The organism is Sphingobacterium chungjuense, from assembly GCF_011316935.1.
GTDB classification, from domain to species: Bacteria; Bacteroidota; Bacteroidia; order Sphingobacteriales; family Sphingobacteriaceae; genus Sphingobacterium; species Sphingobacterium chungjuense.
Genome location: NZ_WLYS01000003.1, coordinates 1 through 22,556, shown reverse-complemented (window position 1 = coordinate 22,556; position 22,556 = coordinate 1). Strand labels below are relative to the sequence as shown.

Genomic DNA, 22,556 nt, shown 5'->3' with positions numbered 1-22,556 from the left:
ATTGTAAATGGATAGTTTAGAATTGCAATAGAAAAGAAAGCAAAACCACCTCTGGAACATAGGATGTATAGTGCTGCATGACGTGCATCTTGATGGCTTTGTTGGATTGTTTGAGATAATCCGATACCGATTGTTGGCTAATGCCCAACAGGGCTGCGACATCTGCTTTGGAGAGACCTTCGTAGCGGCACAACTCAAATACTTCCTTTTTACGAGCAGGAAGTATTGCAATCGCATCATCAATGAGTGCAAGCTGTCGGTGCAGTTCCTCATCGTCCTCGGCGCTATCGGCTATGATGGACAGATTCGGGTATTCACCGACGTACTCGACCGTTTCTTTAAGTTTCTGCCGAATGCTATTCAAGGATTTGTTATAGCTGACCACAAATAGCCAACCGCCAACGGATTCTCTGGATTCGAACTTGAAACGATTCTGCCATAGGGATACAAACACATCTTGAAGCAGTTCGCTAGCACTTTCTGGCGAATGCACCAATTTCAAAATATTGGCGTGCACTTGCTTATGGTAATGTGCGTACAAGCGGTTGAAGGCGCTGATATCGCCTAAAGCTAGTTGCTGTACATCTTGTTGTTCCAAGTAATCGCTTTTCATACCGATGTTTCCAAAATCGCCTTTGGGTTGGTGATTTTGGACAAAAATATCTAAAAACGCTGGGCGATCATTAGCTCCTTATGTTATCAAATTATTAAAAATTGCACCTTAATTTTGCGAAGGAAAAATCAAAATAATCCCAAGAATCCTTACGCTATTTATCGAATAAATCTTAATTTGCATATGGCATATTGTTATGATGCTATGTGTACACTCCCGTACAAATCAAAAACGTAGAAATAAAGTTATAGATGATAGAAACTTACGAAAGCATGCTGCATAGCATTGCGGAACGAAATCAACACCAGCCAGAATTTTTACAAGCAGTGGATGAGGTCATGGAAGACGTGATTCCTTATATGCAGGAAAACCATCAAGATTGGCTGCAGGCAAAAATTGTAGAACGCATTACAGAACCCGAACGCGTGGTTAGTTTCCGTGTGGTGTGGTTAGATGACAAGCAAGAAGTACAGGTTAACCGTGGCTATCGTGTACAGATGAATAGTGCCATTGGGCCTTATAAGGGTGGCTTGCGCTTCTCCCCGACGGTCAATCTTAGTATTTTAAAGTTTCTGGCCTTTGAGCAGGTCTTTAAAAATAGTTTGACGGGATTACCATTAGGAGGCGGAAAAGGTGGTTCAGATTTTAATCCGAAGGGGAAATCAGATCATGAGATAATGCGTTTTTGCCAAAGTTTCATGACCGAGCTACACCGACATATCGGGTCGGATACGGATGTTCCTGCTGGCGATATTGGCGTTGGCGGCCGAGAAATTGGTTTTCTTTTCGGTCAGTACAAGCGTTTACGCAATCATTTCACCGGCGTACTTACGGGTAAAGATACGGCTTGGGGTGGTTCTTATATTCGTCCGGAAGCGACGGGTTATGGGCTTTTGTATTTTGTACAAGAAATGCTTTCGCATCAGAAGAAGGATATTAGCGGACTGGTTGTGTGTATCTCAGGTGCCGGCAACGTGGCGCAATATGCCGCTGAAAAATCCATCGAACTAGGTGCAAAAGTAATTACGCTATCCAATAGTTCGGGGACGCTGTATGATAAAGACGGTTTTGACGCGGAAAAACTAGCCCATATAGCTACACTTGGCCGTGAACTGGAAAAATACACTTCCACGTATCCAGCAGCTACTTTTCATGCAGACGAGAAGCCTTGGCAATTCGCGTGCGACATTGCACTTCCTTGTGCCACACAAAACGAATTGGATGAGGAAGATGCCGAGCGCTTAATAAAATCAGGATGCATATTGGTTGCCGAAGGTGCCAACATGCCATCGACAGCCAAAGCGATTCACTTGTTTAAGGAAAATGAGGTTTTATTTGGTCCAGCAAAGGCGGCTAATGCCGGTGGTGTTGCCGTTTCTGGTTTAGAAATGTCGCAAAATGCGATCGGTCAATCCTGGTCGCGCGAGGAAGTCGACGAAAGACTTAAGCAGATTATGCAAAATATTCACGAAACCTGTATCCAATATGGGGATAGCAAAACAAGTATTCCTAACTATCTGAAAGGAGCAAATATCGGCGGATTTATCAAAGTCGCTGGTGCGATGATGGATCAAGGTGCTGTTTAACGTACTTCTATTAGGAAGTTGTCAGATCAATATTTAGGGCGTAATTTGCCCTAAATATTGATCTACTAACGACATAAAGGCGTCTTCCTCTGTTCTATAGCGTTTTACCAATCGCTGCCAAGTTTCTGCTGAAAACTCCAATCTATTGCCCATGCTATCGCTGTAGACCCGTTTGTTAGAGAACTCTTTTTGTAGGGAAGCTCTATCTCTTCCAGCAGTAAATTCCAACGTACCATTGAGGGTTTTATTGAGCTTCGTATTCACACCATTAATCCGCTCATCACGTTGTATCGAACCGAAAATATCCTTCCCTTCTTCCAATTTATATCCCTCATTGTCTTCAATGACAAGCTTATCAAAAATATCAATGCTAAACTTTGCTTTGTAGCCCTCACTCCGACGATTCTCTCGAATCAGATTTAAGAAGACGGTACGCTTTTGATTATTATCGGTTAGAATACCGGGATACTGATTGAGCAGATACTTCTTTTCGTAAGTAATTTCATTACGCTGATTATCACTAAAGACCAGATCGTCAAAGATATTTTTCTTCAATGTCGCCCTATAATTGCCTTCATTGCTGCGATAGTTAAGATCTCCGAATATATCGGTATCTATTGCTTGTCTCTGGGCAAATAACCCCCAATTTATACCTATCAGAAATAGAAATAGCGCAAGTTTTTTCATAATAATCGATATATAAATTGGACTGTATGCAAGATACCAGAGTTTAATAGTCTGATAAATAATTTGCCAGCTATTAAAAGGTAGTGTCTTTTCGAAGCCTATCATCAACTATCCAACCGAAACTCCTTATCTCCACTATAAAACACATTCTCTGCCAGCGCAAATTGATGCGCTTGCGATTCGAAGAAATGCATCATATAGCCTGCGGTATTCACAAAAACCAATAAATCGCCAACGGCTGGAGTACCTTGAAATTTGATTTTGCGAAGCAGAATAAATTCTTGTTCTAAACAATACGCACCAACCACATAACCGAAAGTTTCTTGTTCACCATCGGACGAGTCCAGCAAATTGTGCGGCAAATGAATCGGATCCAACAAAAAATCGGCACTGGAACTTTTCATCTGTGTACGATTCATCTCCAAGCCAACCAACAGGTTTCCGGCAGAATCATGCTTGCGAAATGCTACGCGTGCAACGGTAATACCAGTTTGATCCAATAGTGATCTTCCCGGTTCGATACGCATTTCTATCTCACGATCTCGCAATAACTGGTAAATAGGCTGATCATATCCTTTGACGTTACTTGTCAATATACTGTCCAAAAATCCTTCTTTGTGTACTTCATTGTAGTAAGGGTACACTTTCGCCTCACCATATAGCGTATCGTCAATCTTTACAATTCCTAAGGGATCATTACGATACGTCAACTCAGGACGTTCTTCGAGCAAGGCGCGCTTAAGTTCCTTATGAAAAGTTTCCCATTCTGAGCGATCTGACAAATAATTTACGAGATAACCACCGCCAATATCCAAGTGGAAAGTTTTCACGTCTTGCTCTGCGAGCGCATCAATTAGCTCAATACATTGTCCGATTGCTGATGCGCGCTCTGGAATAGAGTAGCCATTGAGATGGAAATGTAAACCCACATATTCCATCTTGGGATGATGGGCTAAATTTTCCAATATCAACTTTTTAGCCTCGGAAATGGAGAAACCAAATCGGGTGTGCAGTTTAACTTCATCCATCGTAAACCCGCCCACACGCAGGCTGATGTTGGCTTGCTTACCGGTGCGTTCAGTTACTTTTTCCAATAAGTCCAGTTCATCGAGATTATCAATGACGATCGTAACGTGGTTATCTACGGCCAACTCCATTAATCGCTGCGTTTTAACAGCAGCAGTTGATATCAGTTGCGTGGGATTTATGCCAGCCTCCAGACATTGCGCAAGCTCCTCAAAACTGGCCGTATCGACACCTTCGCCCAGTTCTGCAGCCTGTTTAGTATAGGTAACGCACTTATTTGCTTTGCGCGCAAAATAAACACGATGTTTAAGCTGATAGGTGTCAAACACTGACTTGAAGGCTCGTATATTTTCCTCAAAAGGAACTAAAGATTGTACGTTAAGTGGCGAACTGAATTTACTGACGGATTTATGCAGTAAAGACGAATTGGCCACCAAATCCTGGATCCACGGATGCATGATAGGTGTAAGCGGTAGGTGGTTACTATCTTTCGTGTTGTGCGTAGATGTCATGTGTGTTGATTAATTGTAGAATACGGTCTGCCCAAGGACTAGCCAAATTGTTTCGAACCCTAGAAAGGGAATCATTATCAAATAATATGCCTTCTGTCGGCGTACCATAGAAATAAAGCGGAATCTCCTGATTATCGCTGGTAGATGTTGTTCTGCCGTCTTGTTCGATAGCAATACAGCCAGGCTGGTAAGTATCATTCTTAAAGATCTCGATTAATCGACGATTGAGTAATTGATCGTATAAAGGAGAATTTTTCCGGACAATCTCGCTGCGCGCAATGCGCCCATCAATGAGATACGATACTGTTTGGTATTCTTCTTCATTTCCAATTTGAAAAGTTTTTTTGTCGGCATCGTAGCTGATCTGTGATTGTGGAGGTATGGCAAACTGAATAATTCCAGCATCGGCCAATGCGCTAATTTTTTTCATGTTGGCGATCGGTGGTCCAAAACTGGTGCGGCAACAAGCGCTCCACAATTGCTTATCTAAATATGCGTGACTTGCGGCCGTGAGTCCACCGAAGTTATACAACTCGCCAATCTGCGGCGTCAGTTCGCGCCAAACCGCTGCCGCTGCCATGTACGGATTGTGCAACTCCCCTTCTTCTGCCCTTTTAATGCTTTCATCCAGATAGGTTATTGCAACCTGCTGTTGGTTTGCTGAGGAATCCATTTTTGGAAATAATAATTGGTCTATCGAGAATATTTCATCTGCAAATAGTTCATCTATGTATCTTTCCACGGTCTCCTCATCAGAAGATTGTAAAAGCGTGCTGTAATAGGCAAATTGTATTTCCGCATTCAGGATCGGCAATACTTCTTGCTGAAAGTCAATTTTCCGGTCGGCTCGTTCATCGGCTAAGTCTTGCAACGCTTGTTTTGTGTTTGTACGAACGACATACCGTGCATCACCGTATATCGGGCCCCGGGGTTGAATGGGTAAATTGGTGCGGCTAAAGGGATAAATAACAGGCTCATCACCAGATGGAATATACGTGCCTGATTCGGTAAATACACCGCCTCGACCTTCGGTCAATTGCAAACAAATGTCAATAAAAGTAAGTCCGAGTCCCATCACTGCGACAGGCCGACCTTTTGGTAAAGCGTCTAACCGATTGACGGGATAAGCGCTAGCGATATATTCTTGCGGTGCGTCATCTTTTGAAATCTTAAAAGGTGGCACATTCTGGTAACAATGCCCCGTCGCCATTAAGAGATAATCTACTAGCAAAGTGTCATCGGTGTTTGCTAAGGAAATCTTGAACTGATTGGTATATGAAATATCTGTCACCGCACCTACAATGAGCGATAATGCCACCTGATTTGGTAAAGATGAATGCAATTGCGCCAGCATATCCTGCAAGTAATAGCCGACTAATGCACGCGACGCGAAATCTGTGGGAGCTACTTCTACATCAGTAGTCTGATGTTTAGCAACCCAATCCGTTAAAGAAAGCTGTTCATTGACTTCGGTGTTTACATCGTCGCGAAGCCAGCCGTCGATATTACCAATACAGTAATTTATGAGTAAATTATCAGGCTGCTGTACAGAGTAATTATTGCCACTACCAAAATGTGGATTTTCATTAAACCACAAAACCTGTATGGGTTCGTCATATTCTGTTTGTTGTAGCGTGTGCAATAGGCGTTCTAAAGCATACATTCCCTTTGGGCCACCACCTACGATACCAATGCGTTTTATCCCTTTGTGCCGCACATCGTTGTTGATTTGATCAATCGTGGTGATTAGCTGGCTAATGAGGTTTGGTGACTGCTTTGCTACGGCAGACAAATGTTCTTTTTTCCAAATCATACGCGTGGCATTAATCCGTTTTCAAGCCATGTTTTTCCAACCACTCCGTGGAATAAATGGTGTCGAGGTAGCGCTCACCGTTATCTGGAATGATAGCGACAACTTGTTGTCCCGACAAGAAATTCTGTTGATAGCTAGCGATAGCTTTGACGACAGCACCAGATGATCCGCCCGCCAAAATACTTTCTTGAGCCAACAATTGATGACAACCCGTTACACAATCTGCATCACTCACATGCACGACATCGTGTACTTGATCTTGAAGCAAAAAATGCGATTTACGACTGGCACCCATTCCTGGAATTAACCTTGGACTTGGTTTGTCTTTAAAAATCAAACTTCCCTCCGAATCAACTGCGACAATGCGTGTTTGCGCACCCATTTGCTGGATCGCATCTGCAAATCCGCGCAAAGTACCACAAGTACTGGTAGGGATAAATAGATAATCGGGTGCGGTGCCCAGATCTTCAACAATTTCTTTGAACGTTTGCTCATGCGCGGCTGGATTGTCCATATTATGGTACTGATCTGGCCAAAAACTATTTGGTATTGCCTGCAGCAATTCCTCGACCTTTTTCAATCTGGAATTAAGATAACCACCCGTACCGTCATCCGTAGTCACTTTTACAATTTCGGCGTGGAATGTGCGCAAAATCTTCTCTGCTAATGGATTGATGTGTGGATCTGTTACCAAGAAAAGTTTTAGGCCATAAAAGTGGCAGATTCGAGCTAATCCAATCCCCATATTTCCAGAGGTAGACTCTATTATCACACTGTTGGCATTTATCTTTCCGAGATTCATCGCGTGGCGAATGATATTATGCGCTGTGCGATCTTTGATGCTTCCACCGGGATTCAACATTTCTAGTTTGCCGTATACGGTCGAATCCAGTCCTAAAAATAGGTTATTGAATCGGACGAGTGGCGTATTTCCAATACACGATAATATATCGTTTTTCTGATTTTTGATTTGTGTGAGTTGCATCGTGACCTCCCTTGCTAAATTATCTGTTATCCATTCTTTGTGATCACCAAGTCGCTTCTAGGTAACGAACGTTATCGAAGGCATGATCGATTCAAAGATTGCGAGATCAGCCTTCCAAATTATATAACAAATTTATGCGATGTAGGTTTTGCTTGAAGGGGGTTGTATTTTTACGTTTTCTTGCAACAAAAAAGTGCGGATTATACATATAATCCGCACTTTCTACGCTGATGCTGTGCCCTGATCAGGGAAAACAGAATCTATAGTTTGTTCAACCAGGTTTCAACCTCTTCTTTGGTTTTACCAGTTTCTTTTTGCAAACGGCCGATCAACTCATCTTCCTTACCTTCTGCGTAAGTCAAATCGTCATCAGTTAATTTACCGTATTGTTGTTTTACTTTTCCTTTAAGCTCGTTCCAACGGCCTTTCCATGTTAATTCACTCATGATATCCTCCTTAAGTTTGTTTAGTAGTACAACAAGCAGTCTAAAATTATGTTTGCTTGTAGATACAAATTTTCGGAAGGAAAAATGATTTAGCTAAGAATTAGTGCACTGGCGCCCAAAATAGCAGCGTCTGACTCATCTAGACCGCTGAAAATAATTTTAACTTTATTGCGGAAGATCGGTAAAAGGTTTCTTTCCATATGCAATTTTGCTGGATTCAAGATGAAATCACCTGCACGGATTACGCCACCAAATAATAGAATAGCTTCTGGAGAAGAAAACATGACAAAGTTGGCCAATGCTTCGCCCAATTTCTGACCTGTGTAGCGGAAAACTTCGATCGCGATGGCATCTCCCTGAGAAGCGCATTCAAATACGGTCTTTGAGTTAATAGCATCTTCTGGATAATTATTGAGCATGGATTCGGGAAATTCCGCGCGCATCTTTTTAGCCGTGATGGCGATACCTGTTGCTGAGGCATATGATTCTAAACTTCCTTCGGATCCGGTGCTCCAATGCTTGCGACCGCCAGGTTTCACGATGGTATGTCCTAATTCTCCAGCAAAGCCATCATGACCGTAGATTAGACTTCCATTAGCTACAATTCCGCTTCCAACACCCGTTCCCAATGTAATCATGATAAAATCTTTCATACCCTGAGCAGCTCCGAATAACATCTCGCCTTGTGCAGCAGCATTCGCGTCGTTGGTGATTTTACATGGTACACTAAATTTTTCTGAGATTAATTCTCCAAATGGAATAACGCCTTTCCAAGGAAGATTTGGCGCATACTCTACCGTACCTGTATAGAAATTGCCGTTTGGCACGCCTAAACCTATACCAGTCAAAGCTTTCTCAGACAAATGCTTTTCTAACAACGGAGTTACTGCCGAATATAAGGCATCAATAAAATCATTTACTTCCTTGTAAATATTGGTGCGTATAGTTCCTCTTTCAAGTACCACACCTTGATCATTTACTAATCCAAACTTTGTATTGGTACCTCCAATATCTATCCCAAGAACTACACGTTCCTCCGATTGCACTACAGACATTTCTTTTTATTTCTTGATTTTACGGTATCGCTCCATCGAGCATCACGATTGCTAATATAGGTACTTTGTGTGATTTTTACACACTTGAATATAGCAAAATATAAAATTACGATTGGTGATACCTTAATCTCTACGAAGAAAATTCCACATAGAATTGTCTTTGTGTTGTTTCTTATCGATAATAAGATCATCGAGAACTTTATTCAGCACTTCATCGTAATCACTAATGACATTATCGGCGAGTGAGACTAGCTTTTGAATATTTCCGGGCGATGCATCGTCCATTGCAGGAGATATGGAGGATACGTTGGCAGGTTCTATGCGAGTGTATTGCCGTGATTTTTTGACGGATCGAAACAGTTGTCTTAGAAAATAATCGTTGCTCTCGGAAGAGCTGCTAGTCATAATATCGACCAATGCGGGTCCAATCGAGATAGCCCATTTTTTCTTAAAATCTTCGTAATCATATACATTCTTAGCAGCGCCGGTGCCTAGCGACAAAATGTGCACATCGTCTATTTCAAAGGTGTTGTATGTCTTTAGCATTTCCAAAAGTCCAGTTAAGGCTGGGTTGTGCGCAAACACTCCGCCATCTAATAAAGGAAAACGCGTCCCGGCAAGCGAAAAGATTTCAGCGACTGAGAAAAAGGTTGGTGCTGCGGCCGTTGCGCGACACACATCTTTGATGTAAAAGTCCCTTGTAACGCCGTGCGAGATTGCTTTCTGCTGTCGAAAAATATGATTTTTACGTAATTCAATGTTATACGCTGTCATAATAGCAGGCTTCAATAACTCGCTTAACTTCACATCGCCAAAATATTTTTCCAGCGTAACTTCTAGTGTTTTTGCATCGTATAGTTCTGTCAGAAACCCAAACTTACTCAGAAATCGCCGCCAACGTGTTGTCGAAAAGATCGATGGTCCGTATTTGAGGTAAATGTCTAATGCTTCTTTAGCATAAAAACGTGGCTTAGTCGCATCATCAGGATGCGGACATAATAGAATCGAAGTAAGGATGCCTCCTGTACTTGTGCCGGCAAAAAAATCAAAATACTCGGACAGATGTGCCTCGGGGTTGCCAGTCTTTTCTTGCAACCGCTGCTCCATGGTTAATAAAACCATTCCTGGAATTATACCACGAATCCCTCCGCCATCAATTGATAAAATTCGCTTCATACTGTATTGTTTTCGATAAAGTTAATAAAAGAAACTTTTCTTTAGATGATTCAGGTCTGCGAAGGTTGTAATAATATTAAAATGATAGTATAATTGTTTGATTATTGGTATTGAACTTTTTTGACTTGACTTGCGGTTTTGTGAGTGCTGCTTGCAACCAGGATATTAAGTTTGAAAGTACATGTAATAGACTAACTGCCAGTAGTCCTGAAATTGCACTAAATTTCGCACGCTAAATAGAGAGATTCACTGATCTCCTATTTTAAAAAGTATTTAATCATACTAAAATCCCCAAATTTTAAGGGGGTATTGTGCTAAGTAAGCTAGTAATCAATTGTTTTAAATATTGGAAGTAGATTCAAAGCATCGTTTTACGGTTTTTCTTTCTTTCCTTATGCAAAGAATAATTTTATATTTGCGATACAATTACAACTAACATTCGTTAGTATCAAAGGTGTATCAACTGATACAAAATGACAAAAATGAACCCTCTTTAAAGCTCATCTTTTTAGAGGGTTTTTTAGTTTTTGCTGTTTTCGCATTAATATAGAATTCCGAGCCTTCAACCTCCTTCGGATCGAACCCTCCCTATGCTTCGGTTCGAATTAATATAGCGCAAAAAATCCCTTGTCTTTCAACAAGGGATTTTTCCTGCGGAGAGGGAGGGATTGGTTTAGCCTCACATTCCCCAAACTCAATCTTAAACCTCCTTCGGATCGAACCCTACCCTATGCTTCGGTTCGAATTAATATAAAGCAAAAAATCCCTTGTCTTTCAACAAGGGATTTTTCCTGCGGAGAGGGAGGGATTGGTTTAGCCCCACATTCCCCAAACTCAGCCTTAAACCTCCTTCGGATCGAACCCTACCCTATGCTTCGGTTCGAATTAATATAACGCAAAAAATCCCTTGTCTTTCAACAAGGGATTTTTCCTGCGGAGAGGGAGGGATTGGTTTAGCCTCACATTCCCCAAACTCAGCCTTAAACCTCCTTCGGATCGAACCCTACCCTATGCTTGTATTCGAATTAATATAACGCAAAAAATCCCTTGTCTTTCAACAAGGGATTTTTCCTGCGGAGAGGGAGGGATTCGAACCCTCGATACGGTCATCCCGTATACAGACTTTCCAGGTCTGCTCATTCAACCACTCTGACACCTATCCGTGAATGGAGTGCAAATATAGTATTTATCCGCATTAACACCAAACAATTATTAAGTGCTTCGACGACGTTTTTCACACGGTCGTTAATGATTTTTTAAGAAGAAAATAACAAAAATATGCTAAACCCTATTTAAGTTTTTTGTTTATTTGTAAATAAACCATCTATGAGAAACTATTAATTATGATCTCTTTATACCTTTATATCATTAGGTATGTATTCCATGAATGAAGCAATTGATATTCGTGTAATAATTTACGGTCTTAAATAATTGTATTTCTGCATTATATGTTTTTAAAATTATTGACGATAGTGTCTTGATTAATAATAATAATTCAGCACTAATTATTTATTATTAAATAAGGTCATATGTGTGAATTTTATGTGTTATTTAAAGATGAGCTTTCTCATGATTTTAGAAGCTACCTGTAGCGGCCATGTACAGTATAAACTAGATTTAGAACATCTTTTACTATAGCTCTACAAGTGCTAAGTGGCATATGAGTCCATAAATTACGCCCATTTCACTGACAAAATTTTAAAACTCAGTTATGGAAAAGAAGTGTATAGACGTATCGTTTTCGACCTTTTTTTTAAAAGGTCATAGCTGTATGCATCCTCCATACTGTCCCTCCAACAGTACACTGATGGTGTACGTTTTTCTCAAACGTAATCCTAATTACAATCATTAATTTAAAATTCCTATGAAAGAAAAAGCATTAATGTTCAGTAAACTAAATTCTGATTTTGAACAATCAGAGTTGTGGAATGAAAATCCCAATGTCGTTACAGCATTGGAGCAGCAAAGTGATCAAAATCCGACTAAAATCGCTTTGGTCGATGGTGATGTTCAGATTACTTATCAGGAACTGAATCAACAGGCTAATCAATTGGCCACCTATCTCCTTGAGCACGATATTACAGCAGGCAGTATTGTTGGCGTATGCATTGCTCAATCGGCTCGAAGAATTATCGCATTTTTAGCAGTACTGAAAAGTGGTGCAGCTTATCTGCCAATTGATGGGGAACTGCCAGAGGCACGCATTAATTTTATGATAGAAGATGCTGCTGTAGATTTCTTATTAACGGAGGATCTGTACCAAGACAAAATAGAGCGTCGCCATACGCGTTCTGTATCTTTGGATTTATTGCATTATAATGCGGACTTTAATAACCTATCAAAAGAGAATATTGATGTAAATTTTGATCCTGAATCTACTTCTTATGTGATATATACTTCGGGAAGTACTGGAGTTCCAAAGGGAGTGATGATAGGTCATCGCTCCTTTTTTCATTTTGTGATGCATCAAGCAGCGATTTTAGGTATAGATCATCACAGTAAGACATTACAATTTGCTTCTCCAAGTTTTGATGCGGCTGTCATTGATATTTGGGTTCCTTTGGTCAATGGAGCTACGGTTTATCTTTATCCCAACAATAAAATAGTCGGAGAATCATTACTTGATTACATAGTAGCACATAACATTGACACGGTGCCCTTGATGCCACCAATGGTATTGGCGTCGTTGCCTACAAATAAATCCATTGGACAATTGCATACCATCGGAATAGGTGGAGAAGCTTGTACAGAAGCTACTGTGAAAGCTTGGTACAAGAAAATCAAGCTTATCAATAGTTATGGTCCGACTGAGGCCACTGTAGCGGTCACCAATTACGAATTTAAGGAAGAACCAAATCCAAGGATTATAGGCAATCCAGTTCCGTATGCACACCTATTCGTGTTGGATGAAAATTTAATACCTGTAGGCACAGCTGTTGCTGGCGAGCTCTATGTCGGTGGTTTACCATTGGCTTTAGGATACTTGAATAGACCGGAAGATACTGAGAAATCTTTCATTGAGGCGCCGGAATGGCTTCACGGAAAATTGGGCGAATATCGTACATTATATAAAACCGGTGATATTGTCCAATGGCGATCCGATGGTAACTTGGAGTTTTCTGGAAGAAGAGATGAGCAGGTAAAAATACGAGGATACCGTATAGAGCTGGCTGAAATTGAACACCATATGACCAAACTCCCACAAATCCAGCGTGCTGCTATCAAAGTGCAGCAAAAAGCGAATGGTTTACCATCGTTGATCGCATTTGTGCAGTTCGCCGAGCATCAGGATCTACAAACCTTAACGCATCATGCTGTTAAAACAAAGCTACAGCAGGTGATGCCGGCATATATGATTCCCGATAAGATTGTCTTTGTCGAAAAAATGGCACTTACGCATGCTGGAAAAATAGATAAGGCAAAATTGATCATTCCAGAAACGGTTTCTGAAGCATCCCCTATGCCAATATGGAATGAAAATAATCTACGGGATGTGGTACAGCATATTTGGTCAGAATTATTAGATATTACGGAAGTTCACGATGATGACGATTTTTTCGAACTGGGTGGTTATTCGCTGCTGGTTGCTCATTGGCATGTATTGCTTCCAGAAAAGGTACGGAATAGAATTACCTTGCCTGAATTATACCTTTATACGACGCTTTCTTCTTTTGTGACCGAAGTGGAAAACCGATTGAAACAAGTGGAAGTTTCTCAAAAAATTCGGGCACAGGAGATGGAGAGAGAACTGATTCAAGATGCCCAATTGCATACAGACTTCAACATTACTACGCTGCCTGACCCTGCTATATTAGCTAATCCCAAGTATATATTTCTGACTGGAGTGACAGGATTTGTGGGTTCGCATCTGCTCGAAGAGCTATTAAAAAATACCACTGCTACGATCTACAGCTTGGTGCGTGCTGCCAATGCCGAGGATGGCATACAAAGAATCAAGGACACTTTTGCAAAGTTCAAATTGCCGTGGTTGGCAGCATATGACCATCGTACCGTTGCAGTGATCGGCGATCTATCCGTAGATAAATTTGGCATCAGTGATCAAGATTATGACTTTATATCGGATAAGGTGGAAGTAATTTATCATTCTGGCAGTTCGGTTAGTTACGTGCAACCTTATTCTCTCATCAAAAAGCCAAATATAGATGGTTTGCACCATATTATTGAATTGGCTGTTCATCAAAAGACGAAATATCTCGTATTACTGTCTTCGATGGGTGTATTTAGCTGGGGTCGCCCATTTACCCAAAAAACGTGGATGTACGAAGATGATTCCATTTACCAGAATATGCCTGCCATAACACGAGATTTGGGATACATCAAAAGCAAATGGGTGATGGAAAGTATCGCCGAAAAGGCCAAAGCCAAGGGATTGCCGATCATCAATTTTAGATTAGGGTTTGCCGTGTGTCATAGTACTTCTGGTGCTACCGTGATGAATCAATGGTGGGGCGCTCTAATCAGGAGCTGTGTGCAACTCAAATCATTCCCTTTGGTCATGGGGCTGAAAGACGAATTGACTACCGTAGATTATATGTGCAAAGCGATTGTGCATATCAGTAAGAAAAAAGAATCCGTAGGCTTAAATTTTCACCTTTCTCCATTGGCAGAGAACGACGTTTCACTAACAGATTTCTGCTCGAAAATGAAAGAGTATTACGATCTTAAGTTGGATGGAATGGAATACCATCAGTGGTTGGAACAATGGATAAATGATGATCAATTACCGATATATCCTTTGTTAGCATTATTTACAGAAGATATCCACGAAGGTAAGTGTTTGGTAGAAGCCTATGAAAATACCTATTATTACGATCGCTCCAACACGAAGCGTTTCTTAGCTGATTCGGATTTAGAGCCACCAGTTTTTGACGAAAAACTGATGACACCCTACCTGAAATACATGGGCGTCATAAAAGATTAGCGAAAAATAAAAATACTACTGGGCGTCATTTTGAAACCAAAATGACGCTCTATTTTTTCTTCGATAGAGATCAACAGCAGATGCGCAATATCTAAAGCACTTCATCTCCCTTCTTCCCATGCACTAAGCATCTCGGTGAGAATGCGATATTGTTGTAGGTACGCTCCACTTAATTCTGGAAAACGCCGACGAAAATCCAAGAAGGCTGATTTCGCTTTTGCATGAGCGCTTAAAGCGGCGGTAAACAATTGATCCGCTAATAGCATTTTATCCTCGTTTAAGACGTTATCGGCCTCTTTGTATCGGTACAACACGTTTTCAATAGTGGCGTTATCATACAATTTTAAGTTACGATTTATACGTTTTTTCCGCATTAATTCGCCGCCTTTATAAGAAAATTCCTCTATCGTCCATACGATTTCGCGAAGCTGAAAATCATCGCCCGTAGGCAACTCATATAATTCCTGCACGAATAGCGTGTCTGGTTTAAACCCCAATCGACAAATCGTCATAGCACCCCAAAAATCGATTACCGTATCGACTCCGCATTCTGCTAATACAAATTCGGATAAGACATCCGGTTGTTGCTCGTCCACTCCGTAACCGCAGACCACTATTTGCTTGTCATTCGAAAATGTAAATGTATGATTAGGGGCAGAACTAGTATATATGTTCTCCGGACATTGACAGTCACCCACAGTTGATCGTTGCAGTTGGTTAAGTTCCCCTTGCTGCGCAGTCGCTGAATTATTTATTATCACAGCAAATAATAGTGCTACAAGCATCGGAATAGATATAGTACTCATGATCAATCTATTTAAAAAACCTTCGAGATCAATTTACCGATGGTGGCAAAATCATTAATATTATTTACTGATCTAGATTCTTGCGCAATGTTTCGTTCTTTTGAGAACGGATAAATGAGAATATAATTGTTGTCCACCGCTTGTCTATTCAAATAATCAGGGACGGCATGCATTTGCGAAGCATAGCTGAATAGATTGCGATCCGCCATCACAATAATGAGTCCCTGATCACGCCCAAGATCCTCTGCTTTTTGTTGCGCCTCATCCCAAGTCGCTATTTCGCTCATTTCTGCTTCGATATTTGACTTTTTCAAAATGCGTTGTAGTACATCAATCATGGCCGCAGAGGCATAGAAGTGCATGGTAGCGCCAGAGTTTTTGGCAATATTCCAGATCCGAAGCAAGGCGTAAAAGAATCCGGGCTCACGATCCGCTCTTGGCGGAATCAAAACCACATAATTCTTAATCGTGGAAAGCGGCTGAATCGCATGATACAGCAACAGATTGACATGCTCATTTTTGAGATATCCATTATACAAGTTATAGATAAAGGATGGTGTAAAGCCACGCTCCTTCTGCAATCCGATGATCAAATCTGTTACTTCATTTTCTTTAATCACATTATTAATCCCCGATACGACCGAGCTATCATATCGCTTGATTGGGGTAATCAAGGTATCTGCCGAAGCACCTAATTTCACCGCATTCTCCAGGATCTTTTCCGCATTTTTCAAGGAGGATTCCTTGGTTTCCTCATTGATCACGTTCATTACATACACACCTTCTTTAGTGCCTTTATTTTTAATCAGTAGACCCAGATTGATCATCTTTTGCGTCATCTCTTCATTATTGATGGGCATCAAGATCTTCTCTTCCTGCCCATCACTATCCGACACGGTTTTCTCATTCTCTGCTTCCGCAATGCGTTGGGCACTGGACATCGATACGAAGGAAGAAATGGTACAGGAAACTAAAATCAGTAAAATACTGCCGTTGAGCACATGTTCGCTGAGCAATCGAATGGGTTCGCCATTGGGTGATTCGCCCAAAATGATATTGTAACCGACGAGTACCGCTGCTAATGTAGCTGCCGCTGATGCGGAACTCATACCAAAGATCAACATGCCCTCATCTTTGGTAAAACGGAAAGTTTTTTGCGTTAATATCGCAGCAACATATTTACCGCCAATAGAAGCTACCAACATCACTGCAGCAACACCTAATGTTTCCCAGCTACTAATAAATGCGCGAAAATCAATTAACATACCGACGCTAATCAAAAAGAAAGGTATGAATAAAGCATTGCCGACAAACTCAACTCGGTTCATCAGCGGTGAGGTATGCGGAATTAATCGATTCAAAGCCAAGCCGGCGAAAAATGCCCCGATGATGGCTTCTACACCGGCAAGTTCTGCCAAAAGCGCACCCAAATAGATAATCACCACGACGAAAATGTATTGGGATATTTTATCGTGGATGGTTTTGAAAAACCAACGAGCGATGATTGGGAATACAAATAATACGATCAACGAAAATAAGATCATGGATACGGTGAGCTGTACCCAAAATGCCGTTCCGACTTCTCCTTGCGTCATCCCGACGACGACTGCCAAAACTAATAAGGAAAGCACATCGGTAATCATGGTACCGCCAACGGTAACGTTTACGGAGATTTTCTTGGTCACGCCCAAACTGCTGACTAATGGATATACAATGAGTGTGTGCGAGCTGAATAAACTGGCGAAGAGAATGGAGGTTAATAAAGAGAAATTTAGCACATAGTATCCTCCTAATAGTCCTAAAGCAAATGGTACGGCAAAGGTATAGACAGAAAAGGTAATGCTTTTCCATTTATTTTTTTTGAAGTCGCCCATATCAATTTCTAGTCCTGCCAAGAACATGATATACAGCAATCCGGTCGTACCAATCACAACAACGCTGCTATCGCGAAGCAAAATATTGAAGCCATTTGGCCCGACAATAGCACCTGCAATGATGAGCCCTAAAAGATGGGGAACTTTAATTTTATTTAATAGAATCGGAATAAAGAGAATGATCACCAACTCGATTAAAAACTTGATGATCGGATCTTCTACCGGCAAAGTGAATCCGTGAATAGCTAAGTTTACCATGTTTTATTTTGATCTCGGCGTTAAAAGAACGGAAAATACTAGTTTACAATTGTCTGCTCCGGTGTTGCGTTTTTGCCCACGTATTTGTCTGCTGCTAATTTCTGAAAATGACAATAAAGAAGCTGGGCTAGCACTTTCAGTTTCTTGTTCTTTCAAGGTTAGTTCATTTCTATTTGCGGAGGCTTTCGCCAGATATGTTTTGGGAGACTTGGCTTTACCTGTCACTTCTAAATAAAGACCAGTGCTATCTGATAGGAAACTCCAATGTTCTGTGCGTTGATCGCCAATTACATATCCCCGACAAGTCGTGGATATACAGACCAATCTACTCTCCCATTCGCCAACCAAAGAATCTGTCCAAGGTGCATTCATGATGATCGTGTCAAGTTGCACCGTCTTAATATGCGATAAGCTATCTCGCATGTTTAATAGCGCTTGGTAATCTTTGGTAATGGAGTCAACCTGCTTCTCGCGTTCTGCAAGTGCCGCTTCGCGTCTATCTAATTCGACAGATCTTGAGTTATCGCCACCACAGGCCGATAGGAAAATAATAACAATTGCAGATAGATATAAAGACGTCGTTCGCATCGTGAATTTCGTTTGGATTTGATAGAATATGGTCTTCCTGATTAACTGGCAATTTTCATATTTGTTTTTATCTACAGTAATTGTACCATTGTTGGATGGATGTGGCATTTGTTGAGAAAAGATATAGAAATCACTCAATTCGTGCTATATTGTTAGCGTAGTCTTAAAAGTGAGGATTCAATTGGCGTATATATACCTAATAGGTGCGAAATGCTACCTAAAAAAGTGGTTAAAAACTTTGAAGAAATGGAAAACATTAAAATAGAAGTATATAAAATTGGAAATTTTGAAATTGCTGAATTGACTTCAAGAGATGATGTAGTTACAAATAGCGAAGATGGATCAGATCTAGTAGGCAATCTTTACTATCATGGCGCTGAGCGTGTGATTGTTTACGAGCACAATCTGGCGCCTAGTTTTTTCGATCTTAAAAGTGGTTTAGCTGGTGATATTTTGCAAAAATTCAGCAACTATCGTCTTCGATTAGTGATTGTCGGTGATTTCTCAGCCTACACTAGTAATAGCTTACAGGACTTTATCAGAGAGAGTAATAAAGGACGACAAGTAAATTTTGTTAAATCTAAAGAAGAAGCGATAGAGGTATTATCTAATTAATAGGACTCTAGATATTTGAAGGCAATCGAACTTTGATTTAGCTAGTTCTATAAGAAAAATCTTTAGCTAAAAATAAATGCTAGATCTGGTGTTTTTAAATGACCTCTAACTTTCATTAATGAAGTGTTTTGTGTTTTTAGTGGTACATCATTCTCCAAGTTCATATCTAATTCTACCTTATCTATATCATTTGAAATGATTCCTATTTCACTCCCCTGTTGCGCCTGCAAATCATTGGGAAATACTATATATGCACATAGTGCAACTATCAGTCGTATAAAATAGGCAAACATATAAAGATCAGTTTTTGGTTGTAAATATATAACGCTCCATTTTGGATCGCCATTTTATTAATATCACAATGATATTGCAAAAATTCAATATTTTACCAAAAGCAGGTATTTTTTAACAATAATTAGGAAAATTATTGAATTTCACTTAGCAATTCTTTGATCTATGGATCACTTTAGCCACCAATCTTTACGACTTATACTCATCGGAATATTAAATTTCTGCTTGTAAATGATGGTGCCGGCTATAGCGATAAAAATAGTAGCAAACCGAAATGCATTAGCATAAATTCCTCCTAGAGCTGTATCATCCACATTAAAAATCAACCAATATAGATTCATAAAACAATGTAGGAAGATGGCAGTCCAAAGGTTAAAGTTCCATTCGCTGTAAATCCACGCAAATAAGATAGATCCTAGAAACGTCATGATAAATATTCCAGCCAGTTCAGTCGTATCTGTACTTTGATAGAGGTGGGCGATACCAAAAAGCAACGAACCTAGAAAAACCGCGGGTAGAAAACCTAAGTGTGTAAATCTGTACAACATGCCAAATAGAAAGCCTCTAAATATAAGCTCTTCGAAAAACGCCGATGAAATGGTATTTATGATAATGGTATCAAATGACATCGTAGTCAGTTCGAATCTTAGTGTAAACGCGACCAGCATTGGCAAAGTACATAAAAAAGCGTATAACATACCAACAAGCAGATTGCCATTAACCCCTAAATTTCTAGAAACATATTTGAGACTCTTACGCAACAGAGCTGTAGTTAAGAGTAGCGGAAGTATAGTTATAGCATAGGTAAGAACATGTCCTAATGATTTAGACTGTATCCAAATCATAATCTGTTTTTGGCATGCAGAAAAGAAACTAATGTCCAACAAATAATAGATAACGAACCCAATCACGAAGATTGGATAATAGGAGCGCTTTTTCATATTCATTTCGTATTTCAGGCAAATGTAGGATGCATAAGCAATACGAAATAGTCAAAAGTGGCGACTGACAATGTTTAGGGACGAGTGTTCAGCTTTTTAAGAAATGGGATAGTTGAACTAATATATTTTCTAGAAACACTGAGTGGCTTACCCACATTTTCCATCGAAATTTTATAGCCTGCACTATTTCCTTTAAAACTGACCACTTTGTTTAGATTAACCACCAATGAACGATGTACTTGTTGTATCCCATCAGCAGGTATCCGTTCTATTAACTTGGTCAGCGAAATTCTAATCATTTTATGATGCACTATGCCGTTCTGGTAGAAAAAGAGGCTGCAATAGTTGTCAGCAGATTCAGCATATAAAAAATCACCACATCTAATTTCTAAGCTATCCAAGGCATAATCAGAAACAATGCACAGTTTAAGATCTTCTAAATCGGTTTTAGCAAACTCTTCTGAGACTACCTCGCTCCTATCTATGATTTCAGTTTGTTTGTTATTTAGATAAATATACCTTGCCAGTAGGTAAATGATCGATATCGGAGTCCACAATGCCAATGTGTATATTAACATATACACGTAGTTTTCGATCGAAATGGGAATCTTGCTGATAAATATCGTATTGTAAATGTATGACAACACCGAGGTGATCAAAAGTATTTGCGCCATTTTAAGGATCTCTAAACCTAATGTCCAAGTGTTCTTTGCCTTTGGAATTAGCCATCCTACAACTCCGAATGCGGTAGCGGCTATTAAAGCATACGGGAAAAGCAATACATATTTGTATTCATGATTGAATTGGCTGGTGCCAAACGGCTGGTAGATTAACAAAAGAACGTAAAGAAAAACTCCCGCAAGTGCTGATGTCCACACCAGCTCCTTGCGTGTTTCACTACTGGGATTTGGATATTGGATACTAAGCATATGCTGTAAAAATTGAAATTCGTTTACGATTTACTTTTTTGCCTAAATAGTTACTTCTAATCTAAGCATAATAATGTGCATAGATAACAATTTAACGACGTTTTATTATAGATTGAACTGAGCCATTACTGACTTCTGAAACTTTTATTTATTGCTTAAAATCCTCAATGGTATGACCATCAAAGCGATTGATACCATATAGTGACCCAAACCACAAGTCTTTATCCGCACTTTGCAACATTCCAAAAAGCATTTTTTGATTTTCTATGACAGCAGTTGGTGAAATCACAGCCTTATCTAAATCATTTTTATCGTAGCGTACTATTTTCCAGTTTTTTACTTCATTGTTTTTATCGTGTTGGAGATGAACGTTGTCATTTTGATTTTCCGAAGAACTAGTTAAGATATTACCTTTCTCGTCCTCGTAGATATTGCCAACAAAATCCTGCGATAACTGTGTAAAACCAGTATGATCATATCGCCAGAGCCCATCATTACCTCCCAACCAAATGCGTCCCTCTTGATCTTTTATAATGCTTCGCACATTTTGCAATGAACTATTTTGATGAGTGACTATATTGAAATCTGTACCATCGTATAAGTAAAGATTTCCTCTAGTTCCTACCCAGTAATTTCCATTTTGATCTTCCACGATGGCATTGACGGCATTATCTTTCGTTCCCTCCTTTATAATAAAGTTTTGGAATCGCTGACCGTCGTATTTACTGATTCCATTTTCTGTACTGAACCATACAGCGCCAGCACTATCTTCAAAGATTTCGGTTACGTTGTCATGCACAAGCCCATCTTTAGTCGTAAAGTGTTCGAAGCACTTCCCATCGTAGTGAAATACACCTGATCCTACAGAAGATATCCAAAATCTGCCCTTTTGATCTTCTAAAATCGAGAAATAGCGAGCGGTACTGATGCCTTCCATAATGTTTTCGAAGGATTCTCCATCATACCGAAACACACCGTCAAATGCAGCGATCCATATAATGCCATTTTTATCCTGTTTGATCGTGCGCGTAATATGCTTCGGTACGGTGATATGGTGTGACTGCTTCGTTTCAACCGCAGACTTGCTTTTCCTTTCGTGCGTACAGCCGTTCAGTATGGTTAACAATAAAACAATGGTACATAAAGACGAAAGCTTCATAAGTCGATTATAACAAGTTAGATTTTTAAGTGATCACAAAACTTCAGAAAGCAAAAAATCAATTTTGAATTCCTGAATGTTACTACGTTAAAAATAGTGATTTAGCGGTTAATAATAGCGCTCGTGTTGTAAGTACCCCATTTTTCAGACAGCAAAATCTGCTATTTTCTAATTTATTTTAGTACTTCTGCAGCTTCGTTTTTGGGTATTTTTCTGACCGCTTCAATCGGCGTACGATTACCCAGCCCTTCGTG

Annotated in this window: 18 protein-coding genes and 1 tRNA gene; 3 read left to right on the top strand and 16 right to left on the bottom strand. The window is 40.1% G+C overall.

The annotated features are described in order from the left end of the window. Positions 1 to 16 precede the first annotated feature (16 nt). Entirely contained in the window at positions 17 to 613 is a 597-nt protein-coding gene (locus GKO22_RS07865) for an RNA polymerase sigma factor (RefSeq protein WP_166333921.1), read from the bottom strand. Between the two features lie 251 nt (positions 614 to 864). Here GKO22_RS07865 and gdhA point away from each other — a divergent pair, with 251 nt between their 5' ends. Continuing rightward, positions 865 to 2,199, top strand: coding sequence for an NADP-specific glutamate dehydrogenase (gene gdhA, locus GKO22_RS07860; RefSeq protein ID WP_166333919.1), 1,335 nt, complete (start codon positions 865 to 867; stop codon positions 2,197 to 2,199). Between the two features lie 33 nt (positions 2,200 to 2,232). Here the strand turns inward: gdhA and GKO22_RS07855 are convergent, their stop codons facing one another. The 8 genes from GKO22_RS07855 to GKO22_RS07820 all read right to left on the bottom strand — a co-directional run bounded on the left by GKO22_RS07855 (position 2,233) and on the right by GKO22_RS07820 (position 11,061). Continuing rightward, complete coding sequence (locus tag GKO22_RS07855; protein WP_166333917.1) at positions 2,233 to 2,886, bottom strand: hypothetical protein; 654 nt, start codon at positions 2,884 to 2,886, stop codon at positions 2,233 to 2,235. Between the two features lie 104 nt (positions 2,887 to 2,990). Then, positions 2,991 to 4,424, bottom strand: coding sequence for a Y4yA family PLP-dependent enzyme (locus GKO22_RS07850; protein ID WP_166333915.1), 1,434 nt, complete (start codon positions 4,422 to 4,424; stop codon positions 2,991 to 2,993). Then, positions 4,396 to 6,237 carry an FAD/NAD(P)-binding protein gene (locus GKO22_RS07845; RefSeq protein ID WP_166333913.1) on the bottom strand — a complete coding sequence of 614 codons (1,842 nt, stop codon included), beginning with the start codon at positions 6,235 to 6,237 and terminating at the stop codon, positions 4,396 to 4,398. Before GKO22_RS07845 ends, GKO22_RS07850 begins: the two co-directional genes overlap by 29 nt. 10 nt (positions 6,238 to 6,247) lie before the next feature. Then, the gene (gene sbnA, locus GKO22_RS07840) at positions 6,248 to 7,222 is read right to left on the bottom strand and encodes a 2,3-diaminopropionate biosynthesis protein SbnA (RefSeq protein ID WP_166333911.1); all 975 of its coding nucleotides are present in this window, start codon (positions 7,220 to 7,222) and stop codon (positions 6,248 to 6,250) included. Between the two features lie 260 nt (positions 7,223 to 7,482). Further along, positions 7,483 to 7,668 (bottom strand): CsbD family protein, encoded by a 186-nt coding sequence (locus GKO22_RS07835; RefSeq protein ID WP_066751133.1) that lies wholly within the window; start codon positions 7,666 to 7,668, stop codon positions 7,483 to 7,485. Positions 7,669 to 7,757: 89 nt separating this feature from the next. Continuing rightward, a complete protein-coding gene (locus GKO22_RS07830) occupies positions 7,758 to 8,723 on the bottom strand; it encodes an ROK family protein (RefSeq protein ID WP_166333909.1) in 966 nt (321 codons plus the stop codon). Positions 8,724 to 8,846: 123 nt separating this feature from the next. Continuing rightward, positions 8,847 to 9,899: a patatin-like phospholipase family protein gene (locus GKO22_RS07825; protein ID WP_166333907.1), complete on the bottom strand. Its 1,053-nt coding sequence runs from the start codon at positions 9,897 to 9,899 to the stop codon at positions 8,847 to 8,849. A gap of 1,074 nt (positions 9,900 to 10,973) precedes the next feature. Beyond that, positions 10,974 to 11,061: transfer RNA gene (locus GKO22_RS07820), tRNA-Ser, on the bottom strand. A gap of 702 nt (positions 11,062 to 11,763) precedes the next feature. Here GKO22_RS07820 and GKO22_RS07815 point away from each other — a divergent pair. Further along, complete coding sequence (locus tag GKO22_RS07815; protein WP_240920209.1) at positions 11,764 to 14,841, top strand: non-ribosomal peptide synthetase family protein; 3,078 nt, start codon at positions 11,764 to 11,766, stop codon at positions 14,839 to 14,841. 101 nt (positions 14,842 to 14,942) lie between these two features. On the opposite strand, the gene GKO22_RS07810 is transcribed toward GKO22_RS07815, so the two are convergent. The 3 genes from GKO22_RS07810 to GKO22_RS07800 are packed head-to-tail and all read right to left on the bottom strand — an operon-like array spanning position 14,943 to position 18,367. Continuing rightward, positions 14,943 to 15,647 (bottom strand): hypothetical protein, encoded by a 705-nt coding sequence (locus GKO22_RS07810; RefSeq protein ID WP_166333905.1) that lies wholly within the window; start codon positions 15,645 to 15,647, stop codon positions 14,943 to 14,945. Between the two features lie 11 nt (positions 15,648 to 15,658). Continuing rightward, a complete protein-coding gene (locus GKO22_RS07805) occupies positions 15,659 to 17,779 on the bottom strand; it encodes a cation:proton antiporter (RefSeq protein ID WP_166333903.1) in 2,121 nt (706 codons plus the stop codon). Positions 17,780 to 17,782: 3 nt separating this feature from the next. Further along, positions 17,783 to 18,367 (bottom strand): hypothetical protein, encoded by a 585-nt coding sequence (locus GKO22_RS07800; RefSeq protein ID WP_166333902.1) that lies wholly within the window; start codon positions 18,365 to 18,367, stop codon positions 17,783 to 17,785. Between the two features lie 210 nt (positions 18,368 to 18,577). On the opposite strand from GKO22_RS07800, the gene GKO22_RS07795 reads away from it, so the two are divergent. Further along, the gene (locus GKO22_RS07795; RefSeq protein WP_240920208.1) at positions 18,578 to 18,982 is read left to right on the top strand and encodes a DUF4180 domain-containing protein; all 405 of its coding nucleotides are present in this window, start codon (positions 18,578 to 18,580) and stop codon (positions 18,980 to 18,982) included. Between the two features lie 62 nt (positions 18,983 to 19,044). On the opposite strand, the gene GKO22_RS07790 is transcribed toward GKO22_RS07795, so the two are convergent. The 4 genes from GKO22_RS07790 to GKO22_RS07775 form a co-directional block, all read right to left on the bottom strand. After that, a complete protein-coding gene (locus tag GKO22_RS07790) occupies positions 19,045 to 19,275 on the bottom strand; it encodes a hypothetical protein (protein ID WP_166333900.1) in 231 nt (76 codons plus the stop codon). Positions 19,276 to 19,443: 168 nt separating this feature from the next. Then, the gene (locus GKO22_RS07785) at positions 19,444 to 19,902 is read right to left on the bottom strand and encodes a CPBP family intramembrane glutamic endopeptidase (RefSeq protein ID WP_166333898.1); all 459 of its coding nucleotides are present in this window, start codon (positions 19,900 to 19,902) and stop codon (positions 19,444 to 19,446) included. A 386-nt stretch (positions 19,903 to 20,288) separates the two neighbouring features. After that, positions 20,289 to 21,143 (bottom strand): LytTR family DNA-binding domain-containing protein, encoded by an 855-nt coding sequence (locus GKO22_RS07780; RefSeq protein ID WP_166333896.1) that lies wholly within the window; start codon positions 21,141 to 21,143, stop codon positions 20,289 to 20,291. 148 nt (positions 21,144 to 21,291) lie between these two features. Continuing rightward, entirely contained in the window at positions 21,292 to 22,302 is a 1,011-nt protein-coding gene (locus GKO22_RS07775; RefSeq protein WP_166333894.1) for a ligand-binding sensor domain-containing protein, read from the bottom strand. Between the last annotated feature and the right edge of the window lie 254 nt (positions 22,303 to 22,556).